Consider the following 22,495-nt stretch of genomic DNA (forward strand, 5'->3'; position numbering starts at 1 on the left):
GTTATGAAAAATGGAGAATGAAAAAATTATAAATAAGCTGTCGATTGGAAAAAATACTACATATTTAGAAGACCAAATTCTTGCAGTTTATGAATTTACTAATCATGTTTTAGAAGAAGGAAGATTTATTGTAAAAGATCCTGTTTATAATAAAAATGTATATAAAAATATAAAAGAATCATTATTCTTAACCGCTGATGCTTTTAATGTAGAAATTTCTAACGAGTTAATTTCTAATATTAAAAAGGTTGATGAAATAGCTGTAAAAGAATATAAAAAAGAATTTCGAGGCTGCTTATACCCAGGAATTTTTATAATATGTATTGGTGTTGGAATGTATTTTTTGATAGACAGTCTAATGTGGATTATTTGCTGTACAATGATTGCAATGTGTTATATTTTTTATGGATACGAACAGCTTTCAAGAGCAAATGAATTAACAAATCTTTCCCAAAAGAAATAAAAGTATCATGACATAATCTGTCATTTTTGAATAAAGTAGAAATGACAAATTACACGATTAAACAAATTTATCACTCCACAAACTCAAAAACTGCAAATTCCTGCGGTTGATGAAAACCAAATTTCAAACTTTTATAAGGTTGTAAAGCAAGATATTCGGTTGTATTGCCGTAATCAATTCTAAAAATATTCGCCTTCCATTTTGTACCAAGCTTTGGTTTTAAAAAATGACCGTTTTCAATTTTTTCTAAGCTTGGAAAAGGTATTTTTATTTCGGTATCAAAACCTTCAGAAGTGATTTTACTGACAGCTTCAAATCCTTTAATATCAAAATTCATATCTGTTTTCCAGCCTCCGCATTCTGGAGAAATACATTTAACAAGCATATCATAATTAGCAGAAAATGCATTTACACCAATTTCCAGATAATTTTTCCCATCTCCGTCAGGATCAATGAATATTTCTACCAAATCATCAGTTTCATAGATTTTAGAATCTTTCATTTGATGTTTTCCCACTATTTGAGAATCAATTGAACGATAAGCAATAAAAAGGTTTTCATCATTCCACGAAAGTGAAACCATTGTGTTTTGTTTTGCTTTTTCTCCTGAATTATGAATCACAAAAGGACCCAAAAAAGGTGTTTTCCAATCGGTTAAATCTCCGTCGATTTTTATTTTTTCACTAGTTTTCGCAATTAAAAATGTCTGTGAATGATTATTTATTGAATACAGAAATGTGAAAAGATATAAAAACGAACTAAATTTCATAAAACAGGAAAATTTTAGCTAAAATAAAAAACAAAACTATATATGAATACTAATTTTGTAACATAAATTGGAAATGTATACTAATATTGTAACTAATTCAAAACTTAATTTATATAATGAAAAAATACTTTGGAAGTGTTATAACAGCTTTTCTAATTGGTTTTGCAGCCAATGCCCAAGGACTTTTAAATAAGTCAGAAACTGTTTTTACACATCAGGATATCTTACGCGGAAGCATCACAAAAGAAAGAGCCTGGTGGGATTTGAAATACTACCATCTTGACATTAAGGTGAATCCGGCAGACAGAACCATTTCCGGAACTAATACTGTACGCTATACGGTTTTAACAGAATACAACCGCTTGCAGATTGATTTGCAGGAACCAATGAACATTACGAAAGTAACGCAGAACGGAAAAGAATTAAAGTTTGAAAGAGACGGAAATGCTTTCTTTATTACTTTATCAGAAAATCAAAAAGCTGGAGAAACCAAAGAAATTATCGTTTCATTTGGAGGAGTTCCAAAAGAAGCCGTACGTCCGCCTTGGGATGGAGGAATAACCTGGCAGAAAGACAAAAATGGCAAAGATTTTATCGCTTCATCTTGTCAGGGATTAGGCGCGAGCGTTTGGTGGCCATGTAAAGATCATATGTACGATGAAGTAGAGAATATGCTAATCAGCGTAAATGTTCCTGGAGATTTAACTGATGTTTCAAATGGAAGGCTGCAAAGTGTTAAAAAAACAAAAAGATGGAACTAAAACTTTCAATTGGTATGTCGCTAATCCAATTAACAATTACGGGGTAAATATCAATATTGGAGATTATGTTAATTTCTCAGAAAAATTTAAAGGAGAAAAAGGCGATTTAGATTGTAATTATTATGTTTTGAGAGATAATCTGGCTAAAGCAAAAGAACAGTTTAAAGATGCTCCTAAAATGCTTAAAGCTTTTGAAAGCTGGTTTGGACCTTATCCGTTTTACGAAGACAGTTACAAATTGGTGGAAGCTCCGTATTTAGGAATGGAACACCAAAGCTCGGTAACTTACGGGAACAATTACCAAAACGGTCATAACGGACATGATATAAGCGGAACAGGCTGGGGATTGAAATTTGATTATATCATTATTCATGAATCGGGTCATGAATGGTTTGCTAATAATATTACCTATAAAGACATTGCCGATATGTGGATTCATGAAAGTTTTACGACATATTCAGAAGTTCTTTTTATAGAATATTATTATGGAAAAGATGCTGCAAATGAATATGTTAGAGGAATTAGAAAAATGATTGCGAATAAAGAACCTATTATTGGGCATTATGATGTAAACAGAGAAGGTTCTGGCGATATGTACCCGAAAGGCGCTAATATGATTCACACGATTCGTCAGGTGATTAATGATGATGCAAAATTTAAAGCGATTCTTCGCGGTATGAACAAAACGTTTTATCATCAAACCGTTACCACAAAACAGATTGAAGACTATATTAGTAAAGAATCTGGAATTGATTTCAGTGCGGTTTTTAATCAGTATTTAAGAACGCCTCAGGTACCTGTTTTTGAATATTATTTTAAAAATCAAAAATTAGCATATCATTGGATTAACTGTCAGGAAAATTTTGATCTTCCTTTAAAGGTCACTTTAAACGGTGTAGAAACCTGGCTAAAACCAACATCAGATTGGCAGGCGAAAGATTTAAACAGCGAAAAAACAGCTTTAACTGTAGATAAAAACTTTTATGTGATTGAATCTAATATCACTAATTAAGTTTTTAAAATAATTAAAAATGGAAACCCAATAAATTTCTTATTTATTGGGTTTGTTTTTTATGAAGAAATCATAAAATTTTAGAATTCTTAATCCGAATGTTTACATTTGTGACAGATTAAGTTCGAATACTTTATTTATTTTATAATTCTAACCAATGAAAAATTACTTTGGAAGCATTTTAACTGCTTTTCTAATTGGTTTTACTGCCAATGCTCAGGGACTTTTAAACAAGTCAGAAACCGTTTTTACACATCAGGATACTTTACGCGGAAGCATCACAAAAGAAAGAGCTTGGTGGGATTTGAAATATTATCACCTTGATGTAAAAGTGAATCCAAAAGAAAAATCAATCTCAGGTTCTAATACAGTTCGCTATACTGTTTTAACAGAAAATAACCGTATGCAGATTGATTTGCAGGAGCCAATGAACATTACTAAAGTAACGCAGAACGGAAAAGAATTAAAATTTGAAAGAGACGGAAACGCATTTTTCATCACTTTAAACGAAAAACAAAAAGCTGGCGATACAAAAGAAATTGTAGTTTCATTTAGCGGAAAACCTAAAGAAGCGGTAAGAGCGCCATGGGACGGCGGTTTTTCTTGGAAAAAAGACAAAAACGGAAAAGATTTTATTGCTACATCTTGCCAGGGTTTAGGAGCAAGCGTTTGGTGGCCGTGTAAAGACCATATGTATGATGAAGTAGAAAATATGCTTATCAGTGTTAATGTTCCGGGAGATTTAACGGAAGTTTCTAACGGAAGATTACAAAGCGTTAAAAAAGAAAAAGACGGAACGAAAACTTTCAACTGGTATGTTGCCAATCCTATCAATAATTACGGTGTAAACATCAATATTGGTGATTACGTTAATTTTTCAGAAGTTTTTAAAGGCGAAAAAGGAAATTTAGACTGTAATTATTATGTTTTAAGAGACAATCTGGCTTTGGCAAAAGAGCAGTTTAAAGACGCTCCAAAAATGCTGAAAGCTTTTGAAAACTGGTTCGGACCTTATCCGTTCTACGAAGACAGTTATAAATTGGTTGAAGTTCCGTATTTAGGAATGGAGCACCAAAGTTCTGTTACATACGGAAATCAATATAAAAACGGTTATTTAGGACGTGACTTAAGCGGAACAGGCTGGGGATTAAAGTTTGATTTTATCATCATTCACGAATCGGGTCACGAATGGTACGCTAACAATATCACTTATAAAGATATTGCTGATATGTGGGTTCACGAGAGTTTTACAAACTATTCTGAAAGTCTTTTTGTGGAGTATTATTATGGAAAAGATGCCGGAGCAGAATATGTAATTGGATGTAGAAAAAACATTAAAAATGATACTCCAATCATCGGACACTATGATGTAAATAATGAAGGTTCTGGCGATATGTATCCAAAAGGAGCTACAATGCTTCATATGATTCGTCAGGTAATCAATGATGATGCAAAATGGAAATCGATTTTAAGAGGCATGAACAAAACGTTTTACCATCAAACGGTTACTGGTAAACAAATTCAGGATTATATTAACGAACAATCCGGAATTAACTTCAACAGAGTTTTTGCTCAATATTTAACTACAACTCAAATTCCGGTTTTTGAATATATGTTTAAAAATGGAACTTTTGGCTACCACTGGACAAACTGTGTTTCTAAATTTGATATGCCGGTAAGAGTAAAGTTAAACGGTGTTGAAACCTGGTTGAAACCAACTACAGAATGGCAGTCTATAAAAACAGATAATGAAGACAGAAAAATAGAAGTTGATAAAGATTTTTATGTTACGACTTCTAATATTGTAGAATAAATTCTTTTAATTTTCAATATACAAAATCCCCAATTCCATCCCGATAGTTATCAGGAGGAATTTGGGATTTTTTTGTTTTGAAGAAAGAGCAGCCATAAGGTATGTCATTTCGACGTAAGGAGAAATCTTCGCAAGTAACTCGACAAAGAATATCAATCTGCGACGATTTAGCAACGAAGATTTCTCCTTACGTCGAAATGACAAAAAAAGGCTGAAAAAGATAAATTTTCAGCCTTTTTTTATTGGAATTTAAAAGATTTATCGGCTATTCAGCTTAGCTTTTTCTTTAATAATGTCAGCAATTTTTCTGTTTTCGATTTTGCTTTCCAGCCACGAAATAATATCCAGGTATAAGAAAGCTCTTTTTTCGTAAGTATTCTTTTCAAGTTCTACGAAACGGGCATGCATTTTTTTGAATTCCTTTTTAATATCAGCAGGGTAGAAGTTATTCAGGTTTCTTAAAAACTTGATAATCTCTTTTTGAACTTCGTGTAAGTCATTCATTTTTAATAAAAACTTATACGTGCTTTTCAGGTGATTTTCTAAATAATAATCTTTTCCTAATTCATAATGCGCAATCAGCGACAATAATCTTGCAAAGCACATTAAATCTTCGCGCATAGTCAAGTTTTTATTATTGATGATTTTATCAAGATAGAAAATACATTCGTTATACTTTTCATTTCCAAAATAAATAGAAGCAATTTTGTAGAAAAATAACATTTCGTGATGCTCATCAAGGTGATCGCTGTGTACTTTCAGTTTTTCTAAAATCTCAGGAATCAGATATTCACTTTCGGCAAAAGTACCTTCCAGAATATGCAGATTCAGTTTGTTGTTATATAAGTATAAAAATGACAGCGAAGCAAGATTATCATTTACAGGAAATCTCGGATCCTGAATTGTTTCTTCTAACAGCGAAAGATATTTTTTGAAATTGGATGTATATTTCAACATATAAAGCGATTCCAGAAAATAATGGTTTCCTTTTAAGAAAAATACCGGATTCAGGTAAATCATATTTGGGTTGTCATAAAAAAGCTGTACCCATTTGTAAGCAAATTTATAACTCGCTAAAAAGTCCTGAACCAGGAAGCTTCGCCATAAATTGGCATTGTAAAACCAATATTTTTCACGAAAACCAAATTTAGTTTCGTCTAGTTTTGCAATATGCTTATTGAAATAATCATCAATATATTTATATTCCTCATCACTTTTTACGTAACCTGTTTTCAGCATGATTCCGTACAATTGAAGCGAAAGATTCGATAATTTGCTCGAAATAGTATTTCGGTAATTTAATTCTTTGGCCTGAACAACCAATTCGTCGGCACGGCCCTGAATACTTCTCGTAATATATTGTGATTCTATCAGCTTTTCGAACTCGACAATTTCATATGCCATATATTTTTCGTCATTTTCTAAAGCCTGCTGTTTTGTTTTGTCAAGAATTTTTAAACTCTGTTTATAAAGTCCTTTATTATATAGTATAACAGCAAAATCAATTTGTTCGCGTAATTGATAACGAATATTCTGGCTCGGAATATTTAAACGAATACTAACTAAGATTTGTTTGTATAGGTATGATTTTAAGTTAGATAACTGAACTTTTTTGATGCTTCCGCTCTTTAAAATAAGCTTTTCATCATACGTTTCAGACTTATCTAAAATGTTGAATAGTTCAATGAATTTCGTATTCGAGCTGGTCTCTAATCGGCTTGCAAAAATTTTAAACTGCCTTTTTTCAGATTTGGAAAGTGATTTTATCAGAACAAATAAGAAATCTTTTTGATGGTTAGCCATTGTAAAAAATAATAATATAACTTATTGATTATTAAATATTTAACTCGTTATAAATTGTGTTATGAACAGTATAATTTCATTAAAATGAATTTCGTACTGCGATTGTACAATATATATTTGTTATCAAGATGTGAAATTACATTAAATAAATGAATATGAATAGAGAGAAAGTTCAAATTTTTGACACCACTTTACGCGACGGTGAGCAAGTTCCAGGATGCAAGTTAGATACTAAGCAAAAATTAGTTATCGCAGAACGACTAGACAAAATGGGAGTTGATATTATCGAAGCTGGTTTTCCTGTGTCAAGTCCGGGCGATTTTTTATCGGTCTCTGAGATTTGTAAAATTGTAGAAAATGCAACGGTCTGCGGACTAACAAGAGCCGTGAAAAACGACATTGATGTTGCTGCAGCTGCTTTAAAGCACGCGAAGAAACCTAGAATCCATACTGGAATCGGAACTTCTGAATCTCATATACTCCACAAATTACAAACTACGCCTGAAGATATTATTGCAAGAGCCAAATTTGCAGTAGCACACGCAAAATCGTATGTAGAAGATGTAGAATTCTACGCAGAAGATGCTGGTAGAACTGATAATGCTTTCCTTGCAAAAGTTTGCGAAGAAGTTATTAAATCTGGTGCAACTGTATTAAATATTCCTGATACAACAGGATATTGTCTTCCGGAAGAATATGGAGCAAAAATTAAATATTTAAAAGAAAACGTAAAAGGAATCGAAAACGTAATCCTTTCATGCCACTGTCATAATGATTTAGGAATGGCAACTGCAAACTCAATTGCAGGTGCAATTAATGGTGCAAGACAAATTGAATGTACTATTAATGGTATTGGAGAAAGAGCAGGAAACACAGCTCTTGAAGAAGTGGTAATGATTTTCAAACAACATCCTTACTTAAACTTAGATACAAACATCAATACAAGAGAATTAAACGAAATGAGCCGTTTAGTTTCTGAAAGTATGGGAATGATTGTACAGCCAAATAAAGCTATCGTTGGAGCAAATGCTTTTGCACACAGTTCTGGAATTCATCAGGATGGTGTTATCAAAAACAGAGCAACTTACGAAATTATGGATCCGCTTGATGTGGGTGTAAACGAATCTTCTATCATTTTAACTGCAAGAAGCGGAAGAGCAGCATTAGCATACCGTGCTAAAAAAGTAGGTTACGAGCTTACAAAAACACAATTAGATACTGTTTACATTGAGTTCTTGAAGTTTGCTGACATTAAAAAAGAAGTTGTAGATGCAGATATTCACCAAATTATAGAAGCCTCTAAAATTGAAGGTGAATTAATCAGAAGCTAATAAAACACAATAGAGCCAAGAAGAAAGAGAAAAAAAAATAAAGATTTAAATACATAAAGAACGAGACGTTATGAATTTGAAAATAGCAGTTTTACCAGGAGACGGTATTGGACCAGAAGTTATTGCACAGGCCAAAAAAGCATTATATGCTATTGGCGAAGTGTACAATCATGAATTTGTTTTTGAAGAAGCACTCATGGGTGCGATCGCTATTGACAAAACTGGAAACCCGCTCCCGGAGCAGACTTTAAATCTTTGTTTAAATACTGATGCTGTTTTGCTTGGTGCTATTGGAGATCCAAAATACGATAACAACCCAAATGCAAAAGTTCGTCCGGAGCAAGGTTTGTTAAAACTTCGAAAAGAACTTGGTTTGTTTGCCAATATTCGTCCTATTAAACCATTTAAGGCTTTAATTGATGCTTCTCCTTTAAAAAGAGAGATTATTGAAGGAGCAGATTTTACAATTTTCAGAGAATTAACCGGTGGTGCTTATTTTGGTATAAAAACATTAAATGATGAAGGTACACATGCTTCGGATTTATGTGAGTATTCAGAAGAAGAAATAACGAGAATTGCACATTTAGCTTTTAAATCGGCACAAAACCGACGCAAGAAGTTAACTATGGTAGACAAAGCAAATGTTTTGGAAACTTCCAGATTATGGAGAAAAGTGGTTCAAAAAGTGGGCGAAAGCTATCCAGATGTAATCTTGGACTTTTTATTTGTAGATAACGCAGCAATGCAGCTGATTTTGAATCCAAAACAATTTGATGTCATTTTAACTGAGAATTTATTTGGAGATATTTTATCTGATGAAGCGAGCGTAATTACTGGATCTATTGGTTTACTGCCATCAATATCTTTAGGAGAAAAAAATGCTTTGTTTGAGCCAATTCACGGTTCATATCCACAAGCAAAAGGAAAAAATATTGCCAATCCAATTGCTTCGATTTTAGCTGCAGGACTTTTGTTAGAACATTTTGGATTAACTAAAGAAGCGAATGTAGTTTTTCAGGCAGTTAAAAAAGCAATTGAATATGAAGTTGTTACTGTTGATTTAAAACCAGATTCAAAATTTGGTACAAATGAAGTAGGGGAGTTTGTTTCCAATTTCATTTTCAGCAAAGATGACTTATTATATTTTAATAATGATAATGTTTCGATTGGTCAATCGACAATAGTTTAGATTTTTTATTAAAATAATGAATTAAATAACAAGAAGTATTAGAAATGTTGAGATTTTATTTTTTTAGTTCTTAAAGTTTTTGTACTTTTGTAACACTAAAAAAATAAGCGATGCAAATCTCAATTATTATTACTTCTGTCGTTGTTGTCAATGTGTTTAGCACATCTGCATCGGGAACGGTATAAATATAATTGAAAGACTATATTATAAACCTTCCAAATACTGGAAGGTTTTTTTTTGAATAAAATTAAAATAAAAATAACGCAATAATGGAATTAAATAAGTACAGCAAAACCATCACTCAAGATCAAACACAGCCTGCGGCGCAAGCAATGTTGTACGGAATTGGTTTAACTGAAGAAGATTTAAAAAAAGCACAAGTTGGTATTGTCAGCATGGGTTATGATGGTAATACTTGCAACATGCACTTAAATGATTTAGCAAAAGATGTTAAAAAAGGTGTTTGGGATGCTGGTCTGGTCGGACTTATTTTTAATACCATTGGTGTAAGTGACGGAATTTCTAACGGTACAGAAGGAATGCGTTATTCATTAGTTTCTCGTGATGTAATTGCAGATTCTATTGAAACTGTAGCCGGTGCACAATGGTACGATAGTATTATTGCAATTCCTGGCTGCGACAAAAATATGCCTGGAGCGTTAATCGCAATGGGAAGATTAAACCGTCCGTCAATGATGGTTTATGGAGGATCTATTCACTCAGGAAAATGGAAAGGTGAATCTCTAAACATCGTTTCTGCTTTTGAAGCTTTAGGAAAAAAAGTAAAAGGTGAAATTACTCCGGAAGATTTTAAAGGTGTTATCCAAAATGCATGTCCTGGAGCTGGTGCCTGCGGCGGTATGTATACGGCAAACACTATGTCTTCTGCAATTGAAGCATTAGGTATGAGTATGCCTTACAGCTCTTCTAACCCTGCTTTGAGTCAGGAAAAAAGAGACGAATGTATTGCTGCCGGAGAAGCTATTAAAGTTTTATTAGAAAAAGATATTAAGCCAAGAGATATTATGACTCGTAAAGCTTTTGAAAATGCTATTACAATTGTAGCAGTTTTAGGAGGTTCTACAAACGCAGTTATGCACTTAATCGCAATGGCACACTCTGTTGGTATTACAATTACCCTTGACGATTTTCAGGCAATTAACGACAGAACACCTGTTCTTGCTGATATGAAACCAAGCGGTAAATACATGATGGAAGATATTCACGAAGTGGGAGGTATTCCGGGTGTAATGAAATATTTATTGAAAGTGGGACTTATCCACGGAGATTGTTTAACAGTAACAGGAAAAACAGTTGCTGAAAACTTAGCTTCTACACCGGATTTACAAGACGGACAAGAAGTAATTCATGAAATTCAAAAAGCGTTAAAACCAACAGGAAATATTCAGGTTTTATACGGAAACCTTGCTTCTGAAGGTGCTGTAGCAAAAATCAGCGGAAAAGAAGGAGAATATTTCGAAGGGCCAGCTGTTGTATTTGAAGGTGAATTTGAAGTAATTCCAGGTCTTCAAGCCGGAAAGATTAAACCAGGTAATGTCGTCGTCATTAGAGGTTGTGGACCAAAAGGTGGTCCGGGAATGCCTGAAATGCTAAAACCGACATCTGCCATTATTGGTGCAGGATTAGGAAGCAGCTGTGCACTTATTACAGACGGCAGATTCTCCGGAGGTTCACACGGATTCGTGGTAGGACACGTAACACCAGAGGCTTATGACGGAGGGGGTATTGCACTAGTAAAAGATGGCGATTTAATTGCTATCGATGCTGTAAAAAATACAATCGACCTGAAAATATCTGACGAAGAATTTGCAGCTCGTAAAGCGGCTTGGGTTCAACCAGCGCTAAAAGTTGACAGAGGGGTTTTACTTAAATACGCAAGATCGGTTTCTAGTGCTTCAACAGGCTGTGTTACCGATAATTAACCGACAAAAGAATATGAGTTTGAAAACTGTAATTATTTCAAATTCTAAACAATAAAATTACCAAATGGGAACAATTAGAATATCAGGCGCCGAAGCCGTTATTAGATGCTTATTAGAAGAAGGAGTAGATTTAATTTATGGATATCCGGGAGGAGCTATAATGCCGGTTTACGACGAATTATATAAATTTCAGGATCAGCTGCACCATGTTTTAGTACGTCACGAACAAGGTGCAACGCATGCAGCTCAGGGGTATGCCAGAGCTACAGGAAAAGTAGGAGTAGCAATTGCAACTTCTGGACCGGGAGCTACAAATCTTGTAACCGGAATTGCAGATGCTCAGATCGATTCAACTCCAATGGTTTGTATTACAGGACAAGTTGGAAGACATTTATTAGGATCTGATGCTTTTCAGGAAACAGATATCATTGGAATTTCAACTCCGGTTACAAAATGGAACTTTCAGGTAACCGAAGCTTCTCAAATTCCTGAAATTATTGCAAAAGCATTCTATATCGCTCGTTCTGGACGTCCAGGGCCTGTTTTAATCGATATTACTAAAAATGCTCAGTTTGATGAGTTCGATTTTAGTTATGAAAAATGTACAGGAATTAGAAGTTATAATCCGGTTCCAAAATTAAATTTAGATAAAGTTGCCGAAGCAGCAGCCCTAATCAATAGTGCTAAAAAACCTTTTATCGTTTTTGGTCAGGGAATTATTTTAGGTCAGGCTGAAGCTGAATTTAAGGCAGTTCTTGAAAAATCAGGAATTCCGGCAGCATGGACCATTTTAGGACTTTCGGCTCTGCCAACAGATCATCCTTTAAATGTTGGTATGTTAGGAATGCACGGAAATTATGCGCCAAACTTGATGACAAATGAATGTGATGTGTTAATTGCCTTTGGAATGCGTTTTGACGATCGTGTAACGGGTAATTTAAATACTTATGCAAAACAGGCAAAAGTAATTCACTTTGAAATTGATCCTGCAGAAGTTGATAAAAACGTTAAAACAGAAGTTGCTGTTTTAGGTGATGTAAAAGAATCTTTAGCTGCTTTATTGCCGCTGCTTGATGCAAAATCACACGATTTATGGCACAATGAATTTAAAGAATTGGCTAAAATTGAATTTGATTCAGTAATTAAAGACGAATTAAATCCATCATCAGCTGGTCTTTCAATGGGAGAGACTATTGAAATGATCAACAAACACTCAAAAGGTGATGCAATTATAGTTTCAGATGTAGGACAGCATCAAATGTTTGCCTGTCGTTATGCAAAATTCAATTCTACAAAAAGTAATATTACTTCTGGCGGATTAGGAACAATGGGATTTGCGCTTCCGGCTGCAATTGGAGCTAAAATGGGAAGACCAGACCGCGAAGTTGTTGCTATTATTGGTGATGGAGGTTTCCAGATGACAATTCAGGAATTAGGAACAATTTTTCAGACACAGGTTCCTGTAAAAATTGTAATTCTAAATAATGAGTTTTTAGGAATGGTACGTCAATGGCAGGAATTGTTCTTTGATAACAGATACGCTTCAACAAAAATGATTAATCCAAATTTTGTTGCCATTGCCGAAGGATATCATATTAAATCTAAAAAAGTAACACAGCGAGAAGATTTAGATGCTGCTGTTGCAGAAATGCTGGCTTCAAAAGATTCTTATTTCTTAGAAGTCATGGTGGAAAAAGAAAACAACGTTTTCCCAATGATTCCAACTGGAGCGTGTGTTTCAGAAATTAGATTAAGCTAAAAAAAGTTTCAATCCTGATAGCTGTCGGGAAAAATAAACTAAAAACAAAATGGAAGAGAAAACATTTACCATATCGGTATACTCAGAAAATAACGTAGGCTTGTTAAATAGAATATCTGGGATATTCTTAAAGCGTCACATTAATATATTAAGTCTAAATGTTTCAGAATCAGAAATAGAAAATGTTTCAAGATTTATCATTGTAGTAAATACAACTGAAAAATGGGTTCAGAATATTGTAGGCCAGATCGAAAAACAAATTGAAGTTATAAAAGCATTTTACCATACAGATGAAGAAACAATTTTTCTTGAAAATGCGCTTTTTAAAATCGCTTCGAGCTTATTGTTTGATGAAAAACAAATTCAGAATATCATCAAAGAAAGCCAGTCTACAATTGTAACGGTTTCAAGAGATTTTTTCGTGATTTCAAAATCTGGAAGACGTTCTGAAATTGAAGAATTATACAAAAAGTTCAAGCCTTATGGTATTATGCAGTTTGTGCGTTCGGGCAGAATTTCAGTTTCTAAACAAAAAATGGAAATTTCAGCATTACTGGAAACATTCAAATAACAATTTAAAGACGGTTTAGGTCGTAATCATAAAAATAATCAATTATTAAATTTCATTTCATTAATATTTTAAAACAAAATGGCAAATTATTTCAACACACTACCACTTAGATTACAATTAGAGCAACTAGGAGTTTGCGAATTTATGGAGCAATCAGAATTTGCAGACGGAATTTCAGCATTAGCTGGTAAAAAAGTTGTCATTGTAGGTTGTGGTGCACAAGGTTTGAATCAAGGTTTAAACATGAGAGATTCAGGTTTAGATATTTCTTATGCTTTGCGTGCAGATGCAATTGCAGAAAAGAGAGCTTCATATAAAAATGCAACTGAAAACGGGTTTAAAGTAGGTACTTATGAAGAGTTGATTCCAACGGCTGATTTAGTTTGTAACCTTACTCCGGATAAACAACATACTTCTGTAGTTAATGCTATTATGCCATTAATGAAACAAGGATCAACTTTAGCTTATTCTCACGGTTTCAACATTGTTGAAGAAGGAATGCAGATTCGTAAAGATATTACAGTAATTATGTGTGCTCCTAAATGTCCTGGTTCTGAGGTTCGTGAAGAATACAAAAGAGGATTTGGTGTGCCAACACTTATTGCAGTTCACCCGGAAAACGATCCAAACGGATTTGGTTTAGATCAGGCAAAAGCTTACGCTGTAGCAACTGGAGGACACAAAGCAGGAGTTTTAAGATCATCTTTCGTAGCTGAAGTAAAATCAGATTTAATGGGTGAGCAGACAATTCTTTGCGGATTGCTTCAAACTGGATCTATTTTATGCTTTGATAAAATGGTTGAAAAAGGAATCGATGCTGCTTATGCTTCAAAATTAATTCAATATGGATGGGAAACTATCACTGAAGCTTTGAAACATGGTGGTATTACAAACATGATGGATCGTTTAAATAATCCTTCTAAAATTGAAGCTTACGAATTAGCAGAAGAATTAAAAGACATCATGCGTCCGTTATTCCAAAAACACCAAGACGATATTATTTCTGGAGAATTCTCAAGAACTATGATGATCGACTGGGCTAACGACGATGTTAACTTATTGAAATGGAGAGCTGCAACAGGAGAAACTAACTTCGAAAAAACAGCGCCGCAAGAAGCTCCAATCTCTGAGCAGGAATATTTTGATAACGGAGTATTAATGATTGCTATGGTAAAAGCGGGTGTTGAGTTAGCTTTTGAAACTATGACAGAAGCTGGTATCATCGAAGAATCTGCTTACTACGAGTCATTACACGAATTACCATTAATTGCTAATACTATCGCTAGAAAGAAATTATTCGAAATGAACCGTGTAATTTCTGATACTGCTGAGTACGGATGTTATTTATTTGATCATGCTTGTAAGCCATTATTGACTGAATTCATGAAAAAAGTAGAAACTAACATTATTGGTAAACCATTCTCAACTTCAAATGGAGTAGATAATACGGTATTAATTGCTGTTAACAAAGAAATTCGTCAGCACCCTATCGAAGAAGTAGGAGCCTGGTTACGTGAGTCTATGACAGCAATGAAAAAAATTGGATAAATAAATTTGGGAATTTCCGCCCATGTTAAGGTGGAATTTGCTCTGTATCAATGTTTTGAATTAATATTTTGAATTAGTAAGCACTTATTAAGTAAATAGATATAGATGCATATTGCATTCACTTAACTTCTGTGAGACAAGTAAGTTAAGTGAAGCTGATCCCGAAAACGGGGTATATTTTAAACAAAAAATATACTTGTTGAAATTTCTATTTATAATTAATAAAGATGCTGCTATTTTCAAAATAGATAAAGTATTGTAATGCAGAAATTACAGAATTAATTGTTATTGAAATTTGTTAAATAAAAAGGTGTGATAATTTGTTTGTCATGCCTTTTTTGTGATTTACATTTTCCTTTAAAATATGTTTTTTTAGGATAACTTTAAAAAAAGCTTATATTTTATTTATTATATGTTTTTTTTTGCCAAAATTTATGAATTAAATAATTTTAAGAATAGAAGCATATTTAATACATTTATAAAAAAAATTCCACAAAACTATGAGTTATTATAAAATTGAAAATTTAGAACAATATTTTAAACATTACAATAAGTCAATACGAGAGCCGAGAAAATTTTGGGGAAAAATTGCTGAAGAAAATTTTACTTGGTATCAACAGTGGGAAAAAGTTGTTGATTTTAATATGGCCGATGCCGAAGTAAAATGGTTTACAGAAGCAAAGGTTAACATCACCAAAAATTGTATCGACAGACACTTAAGCAAAAGAGGAGATAAAACGGCTATTATTTTTGAGCCGAATGAACCTTCTGAAGAAGCTTTACATATAACATACAACGAGCTTTACGAAAGAGTTTCAAAAATGGCAAATGTTTTGCGTGAACAGGGAATTCGTAAAGGAGACCGCGTGTGCATTTACCTGCCAATGATTCCTGAACTGGCAGTTGCTGTTTTGGCGTGTGCCAGAATTGGAGCAATTCACTCAGTAGTTTTTGCAGGATTTTCTGCTTCTGCAGTTTCTGCCAGAATTAATGACTGCGAATGTAAAATGGTTATTACATCAGACGGTGGTTACAGAGGAAATAAAACAATTGATTTAAAAGGAATTGTTGATGAAGCCTTAGATACTTGTCCATCAGTTTCTAAAGTTTTGGTTGTAAAAAGAACTAAAACAGAAGTTGCTATGAAAGAAGGCCGTGACATTTGGTTACAGCCATTATTAGATGCAGCTCTTGATAATAGTGTTGCAGAAATTATGGATGCCGAAGATCCTTTGTTTATTTTATATACATCTGGATCAACAGGAAAACCAAAAGGAATGGTACATACAACAGCTGGATACATGGTTTATACAGCTTATACATTCAAAAACGTATTCAGCCACGAAGAAAATGATATCTTCTGGTGTACGGCAGATATTGGATGGATTACAGGACACTCTTATATATTATACGGACCATTGTTAAATGGAGGAACAACTGTAATTTTTGAAGGCGTTCCTTCTTATCCTGATTTCAGCCGTTTTTGGGATATTATTGAAAAACATAAAATCACACAATTTTATACAGCACCAACAGCGATTCGTTCATTAGCAAAAGAAAGTCTAGATTATATTCAAAAATATCCTCTAAAATCTCTTAAAGTAATTGGATCTGTTGGAGAGCCAATCAACGAAGAAGCTTGGCACTGGTTCAACGACCACGTTGGAGACAAGAGATGTCCAGTTGTAGATACTTGGTGGCAGACAGAAACCGGTGGAATTATGATTTCGCCAATTGCTTTTGTTACGCCTACAAAACCTACTTATGCAACTTTACCATTACCGGGAATTCAGCCGGTTTTAATGGATGAAAAACGCAACGAAATTGAAGGAAACCAAGTAGTTGGAAGTTTATGTATTAAATTTCCATGGCCTGGAATCGCCAGAACGATCTGGAATAATCACGAACGTTATAAAGAAACGTATTTCTCTGCTTTCCCTGGAAAATATTTTACAGGAGACGGTGCATTACGTGATGAAGTTGGATATTACAGAATTACAGGTAGAGTAGATGATGTTGTAATTGTTTCTGGACATAATTTAGGAACTGCTCCAATTGAAGATGCTATCAACGAACATCAGGCGGTTGCTGAATCTGCGATTGTTGGATTCCCTCATGATATTAAAGGAAATGCATTATATGGTTTTGTTATCCTGAAAGAAACCGGAGAAGTTAGAAATAAAGAAAACTTAACAAAAGAGATCAACCAGTATATTTCTGATCACATTGGACCAATTGCGAAATTAGATAAAATCCAATTTGTTTCTGGCTTGCCAAAAACTCGTTCAGGAAAAATTATGCGTAGAATTTTACGTAAAATTGCTGAAGGTGATTTCTCTAACTTTGGAGATACAACTACATTATTAAATCCTGAAGTTGTAGAACAAATTATGAAAGAAAGAATTGCATAATTCTCGATAGATAAATAAAAAAGCCTCTTAAAAATTAAGAGGCTTTTTTTATGTTTACTATTTATGCCAGACTGAGCGAAGTCCAAGTCCTGCAAATTGATATTTTTTATTTAATTCCCAAACGCGATTTTAGTTTTAAGAACAGAAGACCAATTTTATAAGCATCTTCGGCAGAAGAATTTCTGTCACTTTTTGGAATTTTGTAAATTTCGCATAAATCGTTTAAAGAAAACTGTTTGTCGTTAATGTCAGTTAATTTTCTGTACATAACGTCAATATCAAGCGCTTCATTTTTTAACCTGCCGCAATCCAATCTTTCTAAAGCTGCGTTAAGCATTTCAATATCAAAATTAATATGATGACCAACCAAAACAGCATTTCCCAAGAAGTTAATAAAAGCTTCTAAGGCCTCAGCTTCGGGCATTTTTGTCATTTTACTCTCAATAATGAATTCATTAGAAAGACCATTGTCTTCTAAGAATTTGTACTGCAGTAAAACGGCTTCAAAATTCTCCTTAATTATAATGCTGTCATCTATGACTGAAAAAGCGCCAAGAGACAAAATAACATCTTTATTAGGATTTAAGCCAGAAGTTTCAGTAGACAAAACCACAAATTTGCTGGGTTTTGCTTCTAATTTTGTCAAGTACTCTTTCCAGAATTCCGGATAATCCTTGTTAATGTTTTTAATCCAGTCTAGCATATTTATGAGAATTGTGTAAGTTGAAATTTACTCTTAATTAGTTCCTCAAGGTCTTTCATCGGGGTCAAAGCATTTTTTAACTTCTCTTTGTCTGTTTTAGACATTTCTCTTAAATTAATATATTGCCCAGAATCATCATTCTTAAATCCTTCAACAGTTCTAAACTTTGAAAGCGTTAAAAAAGCTTCTGCACAACTTAAATATATTTCGGCGTTTTTAGAATCGGTTATAGCTAATTGTTTGAATCTTAAATAGGTGTTTTTAATTCCTTTTATATTGGCACTCAAAATTAATAAACGTGCACTGTCTATTAAAGGCATCAAAGCACGGGTTTTAATATCGAATTTTCCTTTATGCGGTCCTTCTTCTTCAACAATGAATTTTTTAAAGAAGCTCAAAGGTGAGTTTCTTTTTAAAGCATCGTTTCCTAAGAAATCAAAGAATAAAGTATTGTTTACAGCATTTTTAAATACTACATTTTCAATAACTTCTTCGATTTTTGGTTCACCAATTACGATCTCATAATCAAAGAAAATACTGCTCAAATCATTGCTGTTTTCACCTGGAGTATTCATCCAGCTGTTGTATTGTTTTGTCCAGTCGCTCAATGACTTACACCAAAGCATATTGCTTCCCATGTGTCCGTTTGGACAATATTCGTAACCAACTTTTTCAAGAATCGCTGTGGTGCGTTTTGCCAGTCTTAAAAAGTAATCTTTTACTTCTCTGTATTTCTCTGGTGCAACATCTTCAAAAATCAAAATACTATCCTGATCTGTCAATAAAAGCTGTTCTTTACGCCCCTGGCTTCCTATGCTCAACCAGGCAAATCTGGCAGGAGGGGAGCCTAAATCTAAAATAGACAATTCTACAGCGCGTTTAATTATCGCCAGATTAATTTCGCTGGCAATATTACTGACATGTGAAATAGGTATATTTTTTTGAATCGAATTCTGAATCAAATCAGACAGACGATCGCGAATTTGTTTTAAATCTTTTGGTAACTGTGAACGCTTAATTTCTTTAATTAAAACACCAGGGTTACTGGCTTGAGCCACAACTAAATCGTGTTCAGAAATAATTCCTTTTACGGCAGATTTACTTGTACCGTCTTTAGTTACGCAAAGGTGAGAAACATTGTGTTTCAGCATTAATAACTGAGCTTCGGCAAGAGAAACATTTTCAATTACAGTAACTACAGGCGAAGACATAATTTTGTCAATCGTTTCAGTAATTGGGTAACGTCCGGTTGCAATTTTAGAAGCTAAATCGGCATGAGTTACAATACCAATTGGATGATTTTTTTCGCAAACTACAATATTATCAACCATTGATTCTGTCATTAAAAGCGCAACGTCTTTTACAATATGATGTGAATCAGTAGTTAACGGTGAGTTATTATAGGTAAGAGACTGGATAAATTGTATTTCTGACTGCTGGTCAATAAACACATTATCAGCATCTAATTTACCATTAGAACGTGCATTATCTTTGGTATGTCTTGAGTTTATGGCAAAACTTTCAAGCAAAAAGTTCAAAACATCAGAATTGTTAGCTACAAAAGGTCTAAATACTGCAATAGGAATAGCATAAATAATACTTTCTTCACGTGCTTTTGCAGTCATCATATAGTTATTTTTGGCAAAAAAAGGTCTTAGTCCAAAAATATCTCCTTCATGACATTTATTTATAATAGTTTCCTCAGCATCAGCAATTGTAGTTAAATTAATAACGCCAGATGCTACAACATAAAAACTGTCGTGCAAAGGGTCGTTATTTTGAAACAATACTGCATGTTTTTCTAAATTGATAACACGAATATTTGTAGCAATATCTGACAATTCCTGAAAGGTTAAATTATCAAATGGCGGGTATTCTTTTAAAAAATCTGCAATATGCTCAGCAATTGTATTCATATAATGTGGATAATATTTTTAAAATATTCAATGTAAAAATAATAAAATTTAGTCTTACAATGAAAGCAACTTGAGCAGAATCTGATTATTTTAAAGAAATGTTAAGAATTACTGGATTCAAGGCTTTGAAAAGCTTTTTTAAATATTAAAGTTACATAAATATTTGATTTATAGTTGTATAAAATAATATTTAATAAATATCAGGAATAGAGTACGTATTTAATTAAAAAATCTAATTTATTGGTTTCTCAAACAGTGGTAAAGATTATTAAATACGATAATAAGAATATGTATAACTGAAAAAGAGCATTGGTTTTCTCATAATTTCTATTTTACATAATATAAATTATAGGTCAAATATATAGTAATGCTTGTAGTACAGGTTTTGTAAAATTCAGGATTTTTAATTATAATAAGGATTTTATTTTTTGTATAGCTTTGATTTTATCTTCAATCAATCTTTAATTCACTATACTTCTCTAGAACAGATTTTATTTTTTTTGGTAAATCTTTGTATTTCAGAAATTTTAAAAAACTAAAAAAGATATTTTTAGTACAAAATTTGAAATATAATCGACGTATAATAAAGTAAATAAAAACTTACTTTTTTGTTTTTGATTTTACTTTTTCTTTTTAGAATTGATTTATATTTACATCAAAAAGTTTTATGGAAGTTATTTGGACAGAAAAAGCAGAAAAGACTTATACTAAAAATTACGAATATTTAGTAGAAAATTGGTCTTTAGCAATTGCTGAAAAGTTCGATGAAGAAGTATTGAAAACAATAGATATAATATCAAAAAATCCCCATTTAGGTCGCTATAATAGGGATTTTGATTTTAGTAACATTCTAGTTGTAAAGCAAATAACCTTATTTTATACTATTTTTGACGGTAAAGTATTTCTTTTGCTTTTTCATGATAACCGACAAAAACAGGTTAAAGATTTATTTTAAATATCTTTCTTTTTTGCTTTTATTCTTTTAATCATTTCGCTGTGCGGAATAGTTTTTCCGTTTCTAATATCTTCTTTACTTTGTTCGATTTCTTCTAATAATTCCCATTTATTGTATTCTAATGGATCAAGAATTTTTGCAATCGAAAGCATTTCACTAATTGTAAATGTTTGAGTTTGAAGTTTTCTGTAATATGTTGGACTCGACAAACCTAACTGCTCTATTATATATTTTTTTTTATATGGCGATTTGTCTATTAATTCGTCTAATTGTGCAGCAACTTTTCTGTATGCGATAATTTCTTGTAACATATTTGAAACTTTTTTATTACATTTATTTTAGCAAAAATAGTAAAAATATGTTACAATATAATTGAATTATACATCATTTGTATATAGCTTCAAAATGCATTTTATCCGTTTGTAAACGTTTAATTGTATTTCTTTCTGTGCAGATATTGTTCTTCATATTTCCCGTATTCTAAAAAATAAATTTATTTTTTTAAATAACGCATTTATCTATGCTCCATAATCTGATTTAAAAATAAATTTGATGCATTATGGTACTGCGTCAAATTTCTCATATTTGGAAAATATTTTTTTTATTTCTCAAATATTGAATTTTTGGCTTGATCATATTTACAGCTTAAAAACAAGCATCACACACAAATAAGCCCCTATATTAAGTTATAAAGTTTTTTTTCTATCCTTGAATTTTTCTACAGCGATAATATCTGTAGGTAAAGAGAAACAATGATTATTTATGTCAATCCATTCAAATCTTTGTATTTCAGCGCAATTTGCTTTTATATCTTGTAAATTCTTGATTTTAACTATATAATAAATTATAAGAATTTGTTTAGTACTATCAAAAATTGATTGTATAAAGTCCTCTTGTGTATATAAATGTTCGATAATTTCAATTTCTGCATTTAATTCCTCTTGAAATTCTCTATGTAAACAATCGAGTAAACCTTCTCCAAATTCTACACCGCCTCCAGGCAATTTGCAATAAAGTTCGTTGTTGTGATATTCGTACAGACCTAAAATTTTACCTTCATTTTCACATACTGCATAGGTTCTTACGCTAAAGCTATTTGGAATCATATATTCTTACTTTTTAAATCAAAGGTATAATTATTTATTCTTTTATAGCAATAACGCATTTATCTATATCTCATAATCTGGTTTAAAATAAAATTTGATGCATTATGGTACTGCATCAAATTTCTCATATTTGAAAAATATTTTTTTTATTTCTCAAATATTGGATTTTTGTGCTGATGATATTTACAGCTTAAAAAATACTTCAAATATATACGGCATCAAATTTCGCGTATTTCGAAAATAAAAATATTTTTTTTCAAATATCGCATTTATAACGATCATTAATAAACCATGTTAAGAACAAATTGATATGTAAATAAATGTAAATGAAAAAATATGTTTTAATTATTTTAAGTAAAAATCCTATATTTGACATTTACGATACATATCAATATGACAGAGAAGAAAATACATCAAGGCAGAAATATAAAACGTTTCCGTG

16 protein-coding genes and 1 pseudogene are annotated in these 22,495 nt (G+C 32.5%); 11 read left to right on the plus strand and 6 right to left on the minus strand.

The annotated features are described in order from the left end of the window. The first annotated feature begins 10 nt into the window (after positions 1-10). Entirely contained in the window at positions 11-463 is a 453-nt protein-coding gene (locus tag ACTJIW_RS15585) for a hypothetical protein (protein ID WP_440716636.1), read from the plus strand. A 70-nt stretch (positions 464-533) separates the two neighbouring features. Here the strand turns inward: ACTJIW_RS15585 and ACTJIW_RS15590 are convergent, their stop codons facing one another. Continuing rightward, a complete protein-coding gene (locus tag ACTJIW_RS15590; RefSeq protein ID WP_440716637.1) occupies positions 534-1,232 on the minus strand; it encodes a carbohydrate-binding family 9-like protein in 699 nt (232 codons plus the stop codon). A 116-nt stretch (positions 1,233-1,348) separates the two neighbouring features. Between ACTJIW_RS15590 and ACTJIW_RS15595 the strand changes: the two are divergent. Together ACTJIW_RS15595 and ACTJIW_RS15600 are read left to right on the plus strand one after the other, a co-directional pair. Then, positions 1,349-3,005, plus strand: a pseudogene (locus tag ACTJIW_RS15595) (M1 family metallopeptidase). A gap of 157 nt (positions 3,006-3,162) precedes the next feature. Continuing rightward, positions 3,163-4,818, plus strand: coding sequence for a M1 family metallopeptidase (locus ACTJIW_RS15600; RefSeq protein WP_440716638.1), 1,656 nt, complete (start codon positions 3,163-3,165; stop codon positions 4,816-4,818). Positions 4,819-5,076: 258 nt separating this feature from the next. Here the strand turns inward: ACTJIW_RS15600 and ACTJIW_RS15605 are convergent, their stop codons facing one another. Continuing rightward, positions 5,077-6,621, minus strand: a complete 1,545-nt coding sequence (locus ACTJIW_RS15605; protein WP_012024925.1) for a hypothetical protein — start codon at positions 6,619-6,621, stop codon at positions 5,077-5,079. A 155-nt stretch (positions 6,622-6,776) separates the two neighbouring features. Here ACTJIW_RS15605 and ACTJIW_RS15610 point away from each other — a divergent pair, with 155 nt between their 5' ends. The 7 genes from ACTJIW_RS15610 to acs all read left to right on the plus strand — a co-directional run bounded on the left by ACTJIW_RS15610 (position 6,777) and on the right by acs (position 17,373). Next, positions 6,777-7,952 carry a 2-isopropylmalate synthase gene (locus ACTJIW_RS15610; protein ID WP_052295190.1) on the plus strand — a complete coding sequence of 392 codons (1,176 nt, stop codon included), beginning with the start codon at positions 6,777-6,779 and terminating at the stop codon, positions 7,950-7,952. Positions 7,953-8,022: 70 nt separating this feature from the next. Next, on the plus strand, positions 8,023-9,141 hold the full coding sequence (gene leuB / locus ACTJIW_RS15615) for a 3-isopropylmalate dehydrogenase (RefSeq protein WP_440716639.1): 1,119 nt from the start codon (positions 8,023-8,025) through the stop codon (positions 9,139-9,141). A 269-nt stretch (positions 9,142-9,410) separates the two neighbouring features. Then, positions 9,411-11,084, plus strand: a complete 1,674-nt coding sequence (ilvD, locus tag ACTJIW_RS15620) for a dihydroxy-acid dehydratase (protein ID WP_012024922.1) — start codon at positions 9,411-9,413, stop codon at positions 11,082-11,084. A gap of 64 nt (positions 11,085-11,148) precedes the next feature. After that, positions 11,149-12,843, plus strand: a complete 1,695-nt coding sequence (ilvB, locus tag ACTJIW_RS15625; RefSeq protein ID WP_440716640.1) for a biosynthetic-type acetolactate synthase large subunit — start codon at positions 11,149-11,151, stop codon at positions 12,841-12,843. Positions 12,844-12,892: 49 nt separating this feature from the next. Further along, on the plus strand, positions 12,893-13,414 hold the full coding sequence (gene ilvN / locus ACTJIW_RS15630) for an acetolactate synthase small subunit (RefSeq protein ID WP_012024920.1): 522 nt from the start codon (positions 12,893-12,895) through the stop codon (positions 13,412-13,414). Positions 13,415-13,492: 78 nt separating this feature from the next. Then, on the plus strand, positions 13,493-14,962 hold the full coding sequence (gene ilvC, locus ACTJIW_RS15635; protein WP_012024919.1) for a ketol-acid reductoisomerase: 1,470 nt from the start codon (positions 13,493-13,495) through the stop codon (positions 14,960-14,962). 500 nt (positions 14,963-15,462) lie between these two features. Next, positions 15,463-17,373: an acetate--CoA ligase gene (gene acs / locus ACTJIW_RS15640; RefSeq protein ID WP_121361243.1), complete on the plus strand. Its 1,911-nt coding sequence runs from the start codon at positions 15,463-15,465 to the stop codon at positions 17,371-17,373. 106 nt (positions 17,374-17,479) lie between these two features. Here acs and ACTJIW_RS15645 read toward each other — a convergent pair whose 3' ends face one another. Continuing rightward, positions 17,480-18,076, minus strand: a complete 597-nt coding sequence (locus ACTJIW_RS15645; protein WP_012024917.1) for a 3'-5' exonuclease — start codon at positions 18,074-18,076, stop codon at positions 17,480-17,482. Between the two features lie 2 nt (positions 18,077-18,078). Continuing rightward, positions 18,079-19,992: a DUF294 nucleotidyltransferase-like domain-containing protein gene (locus ACTJIW_RS15650; RefSeq protein WP_274253651.1), complete on the minus strand. Its 1,914-nt coding sequence runs from the start codon at positions 19,990-19,992 to the stop codon at positions 18,079-18,081. 667 nt (positions 19,993-20,659) lie between these two features. On the opposite strand from ACTJIW_RS15650, the gene ACTJIW_RS15655 reads away from it, so the two are divergent. Beyond that, positions 20,660-20,947, plus strand: a complete 288-nt coding sequence (locus tag ACTJIW_RS15655) for a type II toxin-antitoxin system RelE/ParE family toxin (RefSeq protein ID WP_440716641.1) — start codon at positions 20,660-20,662, stop codon at positions 20,945-20,947. Here the strand turns inward: ACTJIW_RS15655 and ACTJIW_RS15660 are convergent. Further along, positions 20,944-21,258 (minus strand): hypothetical protein, encoded by a 315-nt coding sequence (locus tag ACTJIW_RS15660; protein ID WP_012024915.1) that lies wholly within the window; start codon positions 21,256-21,258, stop codon positions 20,944-20,946. The genes ACTJIW_RS15655 and ACTJIW_RS15660 overlap by 4 nt on opposite strands. Before the next feature lie 375 nt (positions 21,259-21,633). Beyond that, a complete protein-coding gene (locus ACTJIW_RS15665) occupies positions 21,634-22,053 on the minus strand; it encodes an NUDIX domain-containing protein (protein ID WP_440716642.1) in 420 nt (139 codons plus the stop codon). Between the last annotated feature and the right edge of the window lie 442 nt (positions 22,054-22,495).

It is taken from the genome of Flavobacterium sp. 22659 (genome assembly GCF_052044235.1).
GTDB lineage: Bacteria > Bacteroidota > Bacteroidia > Flavobacteriales > Flavobacteriaceae > Flavobacterium > Flavobacterium johnsoniae.

What these genes read in the sequence shown, in the direction of transcription:
- ACTJIW_RS15650 (WP_274253651.1), bottom strand. Translation starts at nt 19,992, where the DNA reads ATGAATACAATTGCTGAGCATATTGCAGATTTTTTAAAAGAATACCCG.
- ACTJIW_RS15605 (WP_012024925.1), bottom strand. Translation starts at nt 6,621, where the DNA reads ATGGCTAACCATCAAAAAGATTTCTTATTTGTTCTGATAAAATCACTT.
- ACTJIW_RS15590 (WP_440716637.1), bottom strand. Translation starts at nt 1,232, where the DNA reads ATGAAATTTAGTTCGTTTTTATATCTTTTCACATTTCTGTATTCAATA.
- ACTJIW_RS15585 (WP_440716636.1), top strand. Translation starts at nt 11, where the DNA reads ATGGAGAATGAAAAAATTATAAATAAGCTGTCGATTGGAAAAAATACT.
- acs (WP_121361243.1), top strand. Translation starts at nt 15,463, where the DNA reads ATGAGTTATTATAAAATTGAAAATTTAGAACAATATTTTAAACATTAC.
- ACTJIW_RS15655 (WP_440716641.1), top strand. Translation starts at nt 20,660, where the DNA reads ATGGAAGTTATTTGGACAGAAAAAGCAGAAAAGACTTATACTAAAAAT.
- ilvN (WP_012024920.1), top strand. Translation starts at nt 12,893, where the DNA reads ATGGAAGAGAAAACATTTACCATATCGGTATACTCAGAAAATAACGTA.
- ilvB (WP_440716640.1), top strand. Translation starts at nt 11,149, where the DNA reads ATGGGAACAATTAGAATATCAGGCGCCGAAGCCGTTATTAGATGCTTA.
- ACTJIW_RS15645 (WP_012024917.1), bottom strand. Translation starts at nt 18,076, where the DNA reads ATGCTAGACTGGATTAAAAACATTAACAAGGATTATCCGGAATTCTGG.
- leuB (WP_440716639.1), top strand. Translation starts at nt 8,023, where the DNA reads ATGAATTTGAAAATAGCAGTTTTACCAGGAGACGGTATTGGACCAGAA.
- ilvC (WP_012024919.1), top strand. Translation starts at nt 13,493, where the DNA reads ATGGCAAATTATTTCAACACACTACCACTTAGATTACAATTAGAGCAA.
- ACTJIW_RS15600 (WP_440716638.1), top strand. Translation starts at nt 3,163, where the DNA reads ATGAAAAATTACTTTGGAAGCATTTTAACTGCTTTTCTAATTGGTTTT.
- ilvD (WP_012024922.1), top strand. Translation starts at nt 9,411, where the DNA reads ATGGAATTAAATAAGTACAGCAAAACCATCACTCAAGATCAAACACAG.
- ACTJIW_RS15610 (WP_052295190.1), top strand. Translation starts at nt 6,777, where the DNA reads ATGAATAGAGAGAAAGTTCAAATTTTTGACACCACTTTACGCGACGGT.
- ACTJIW_RS15660 (WP_012024915.1), bottom strand. Translation starts at nt 21,258, where the DNA reads ATGTTACAAGAAATTATCGCATACAGAAAAGTTGCTGCACAATTAGAC.
- ACTJIW_RS15665 (WP_440716642.1), bottom strand. Translation starts at nt 22,053, where the DNA reads ATGATTCCAAATAGCTTTAGCGTAAGAACCTATGCAGTATGTGAAAAT.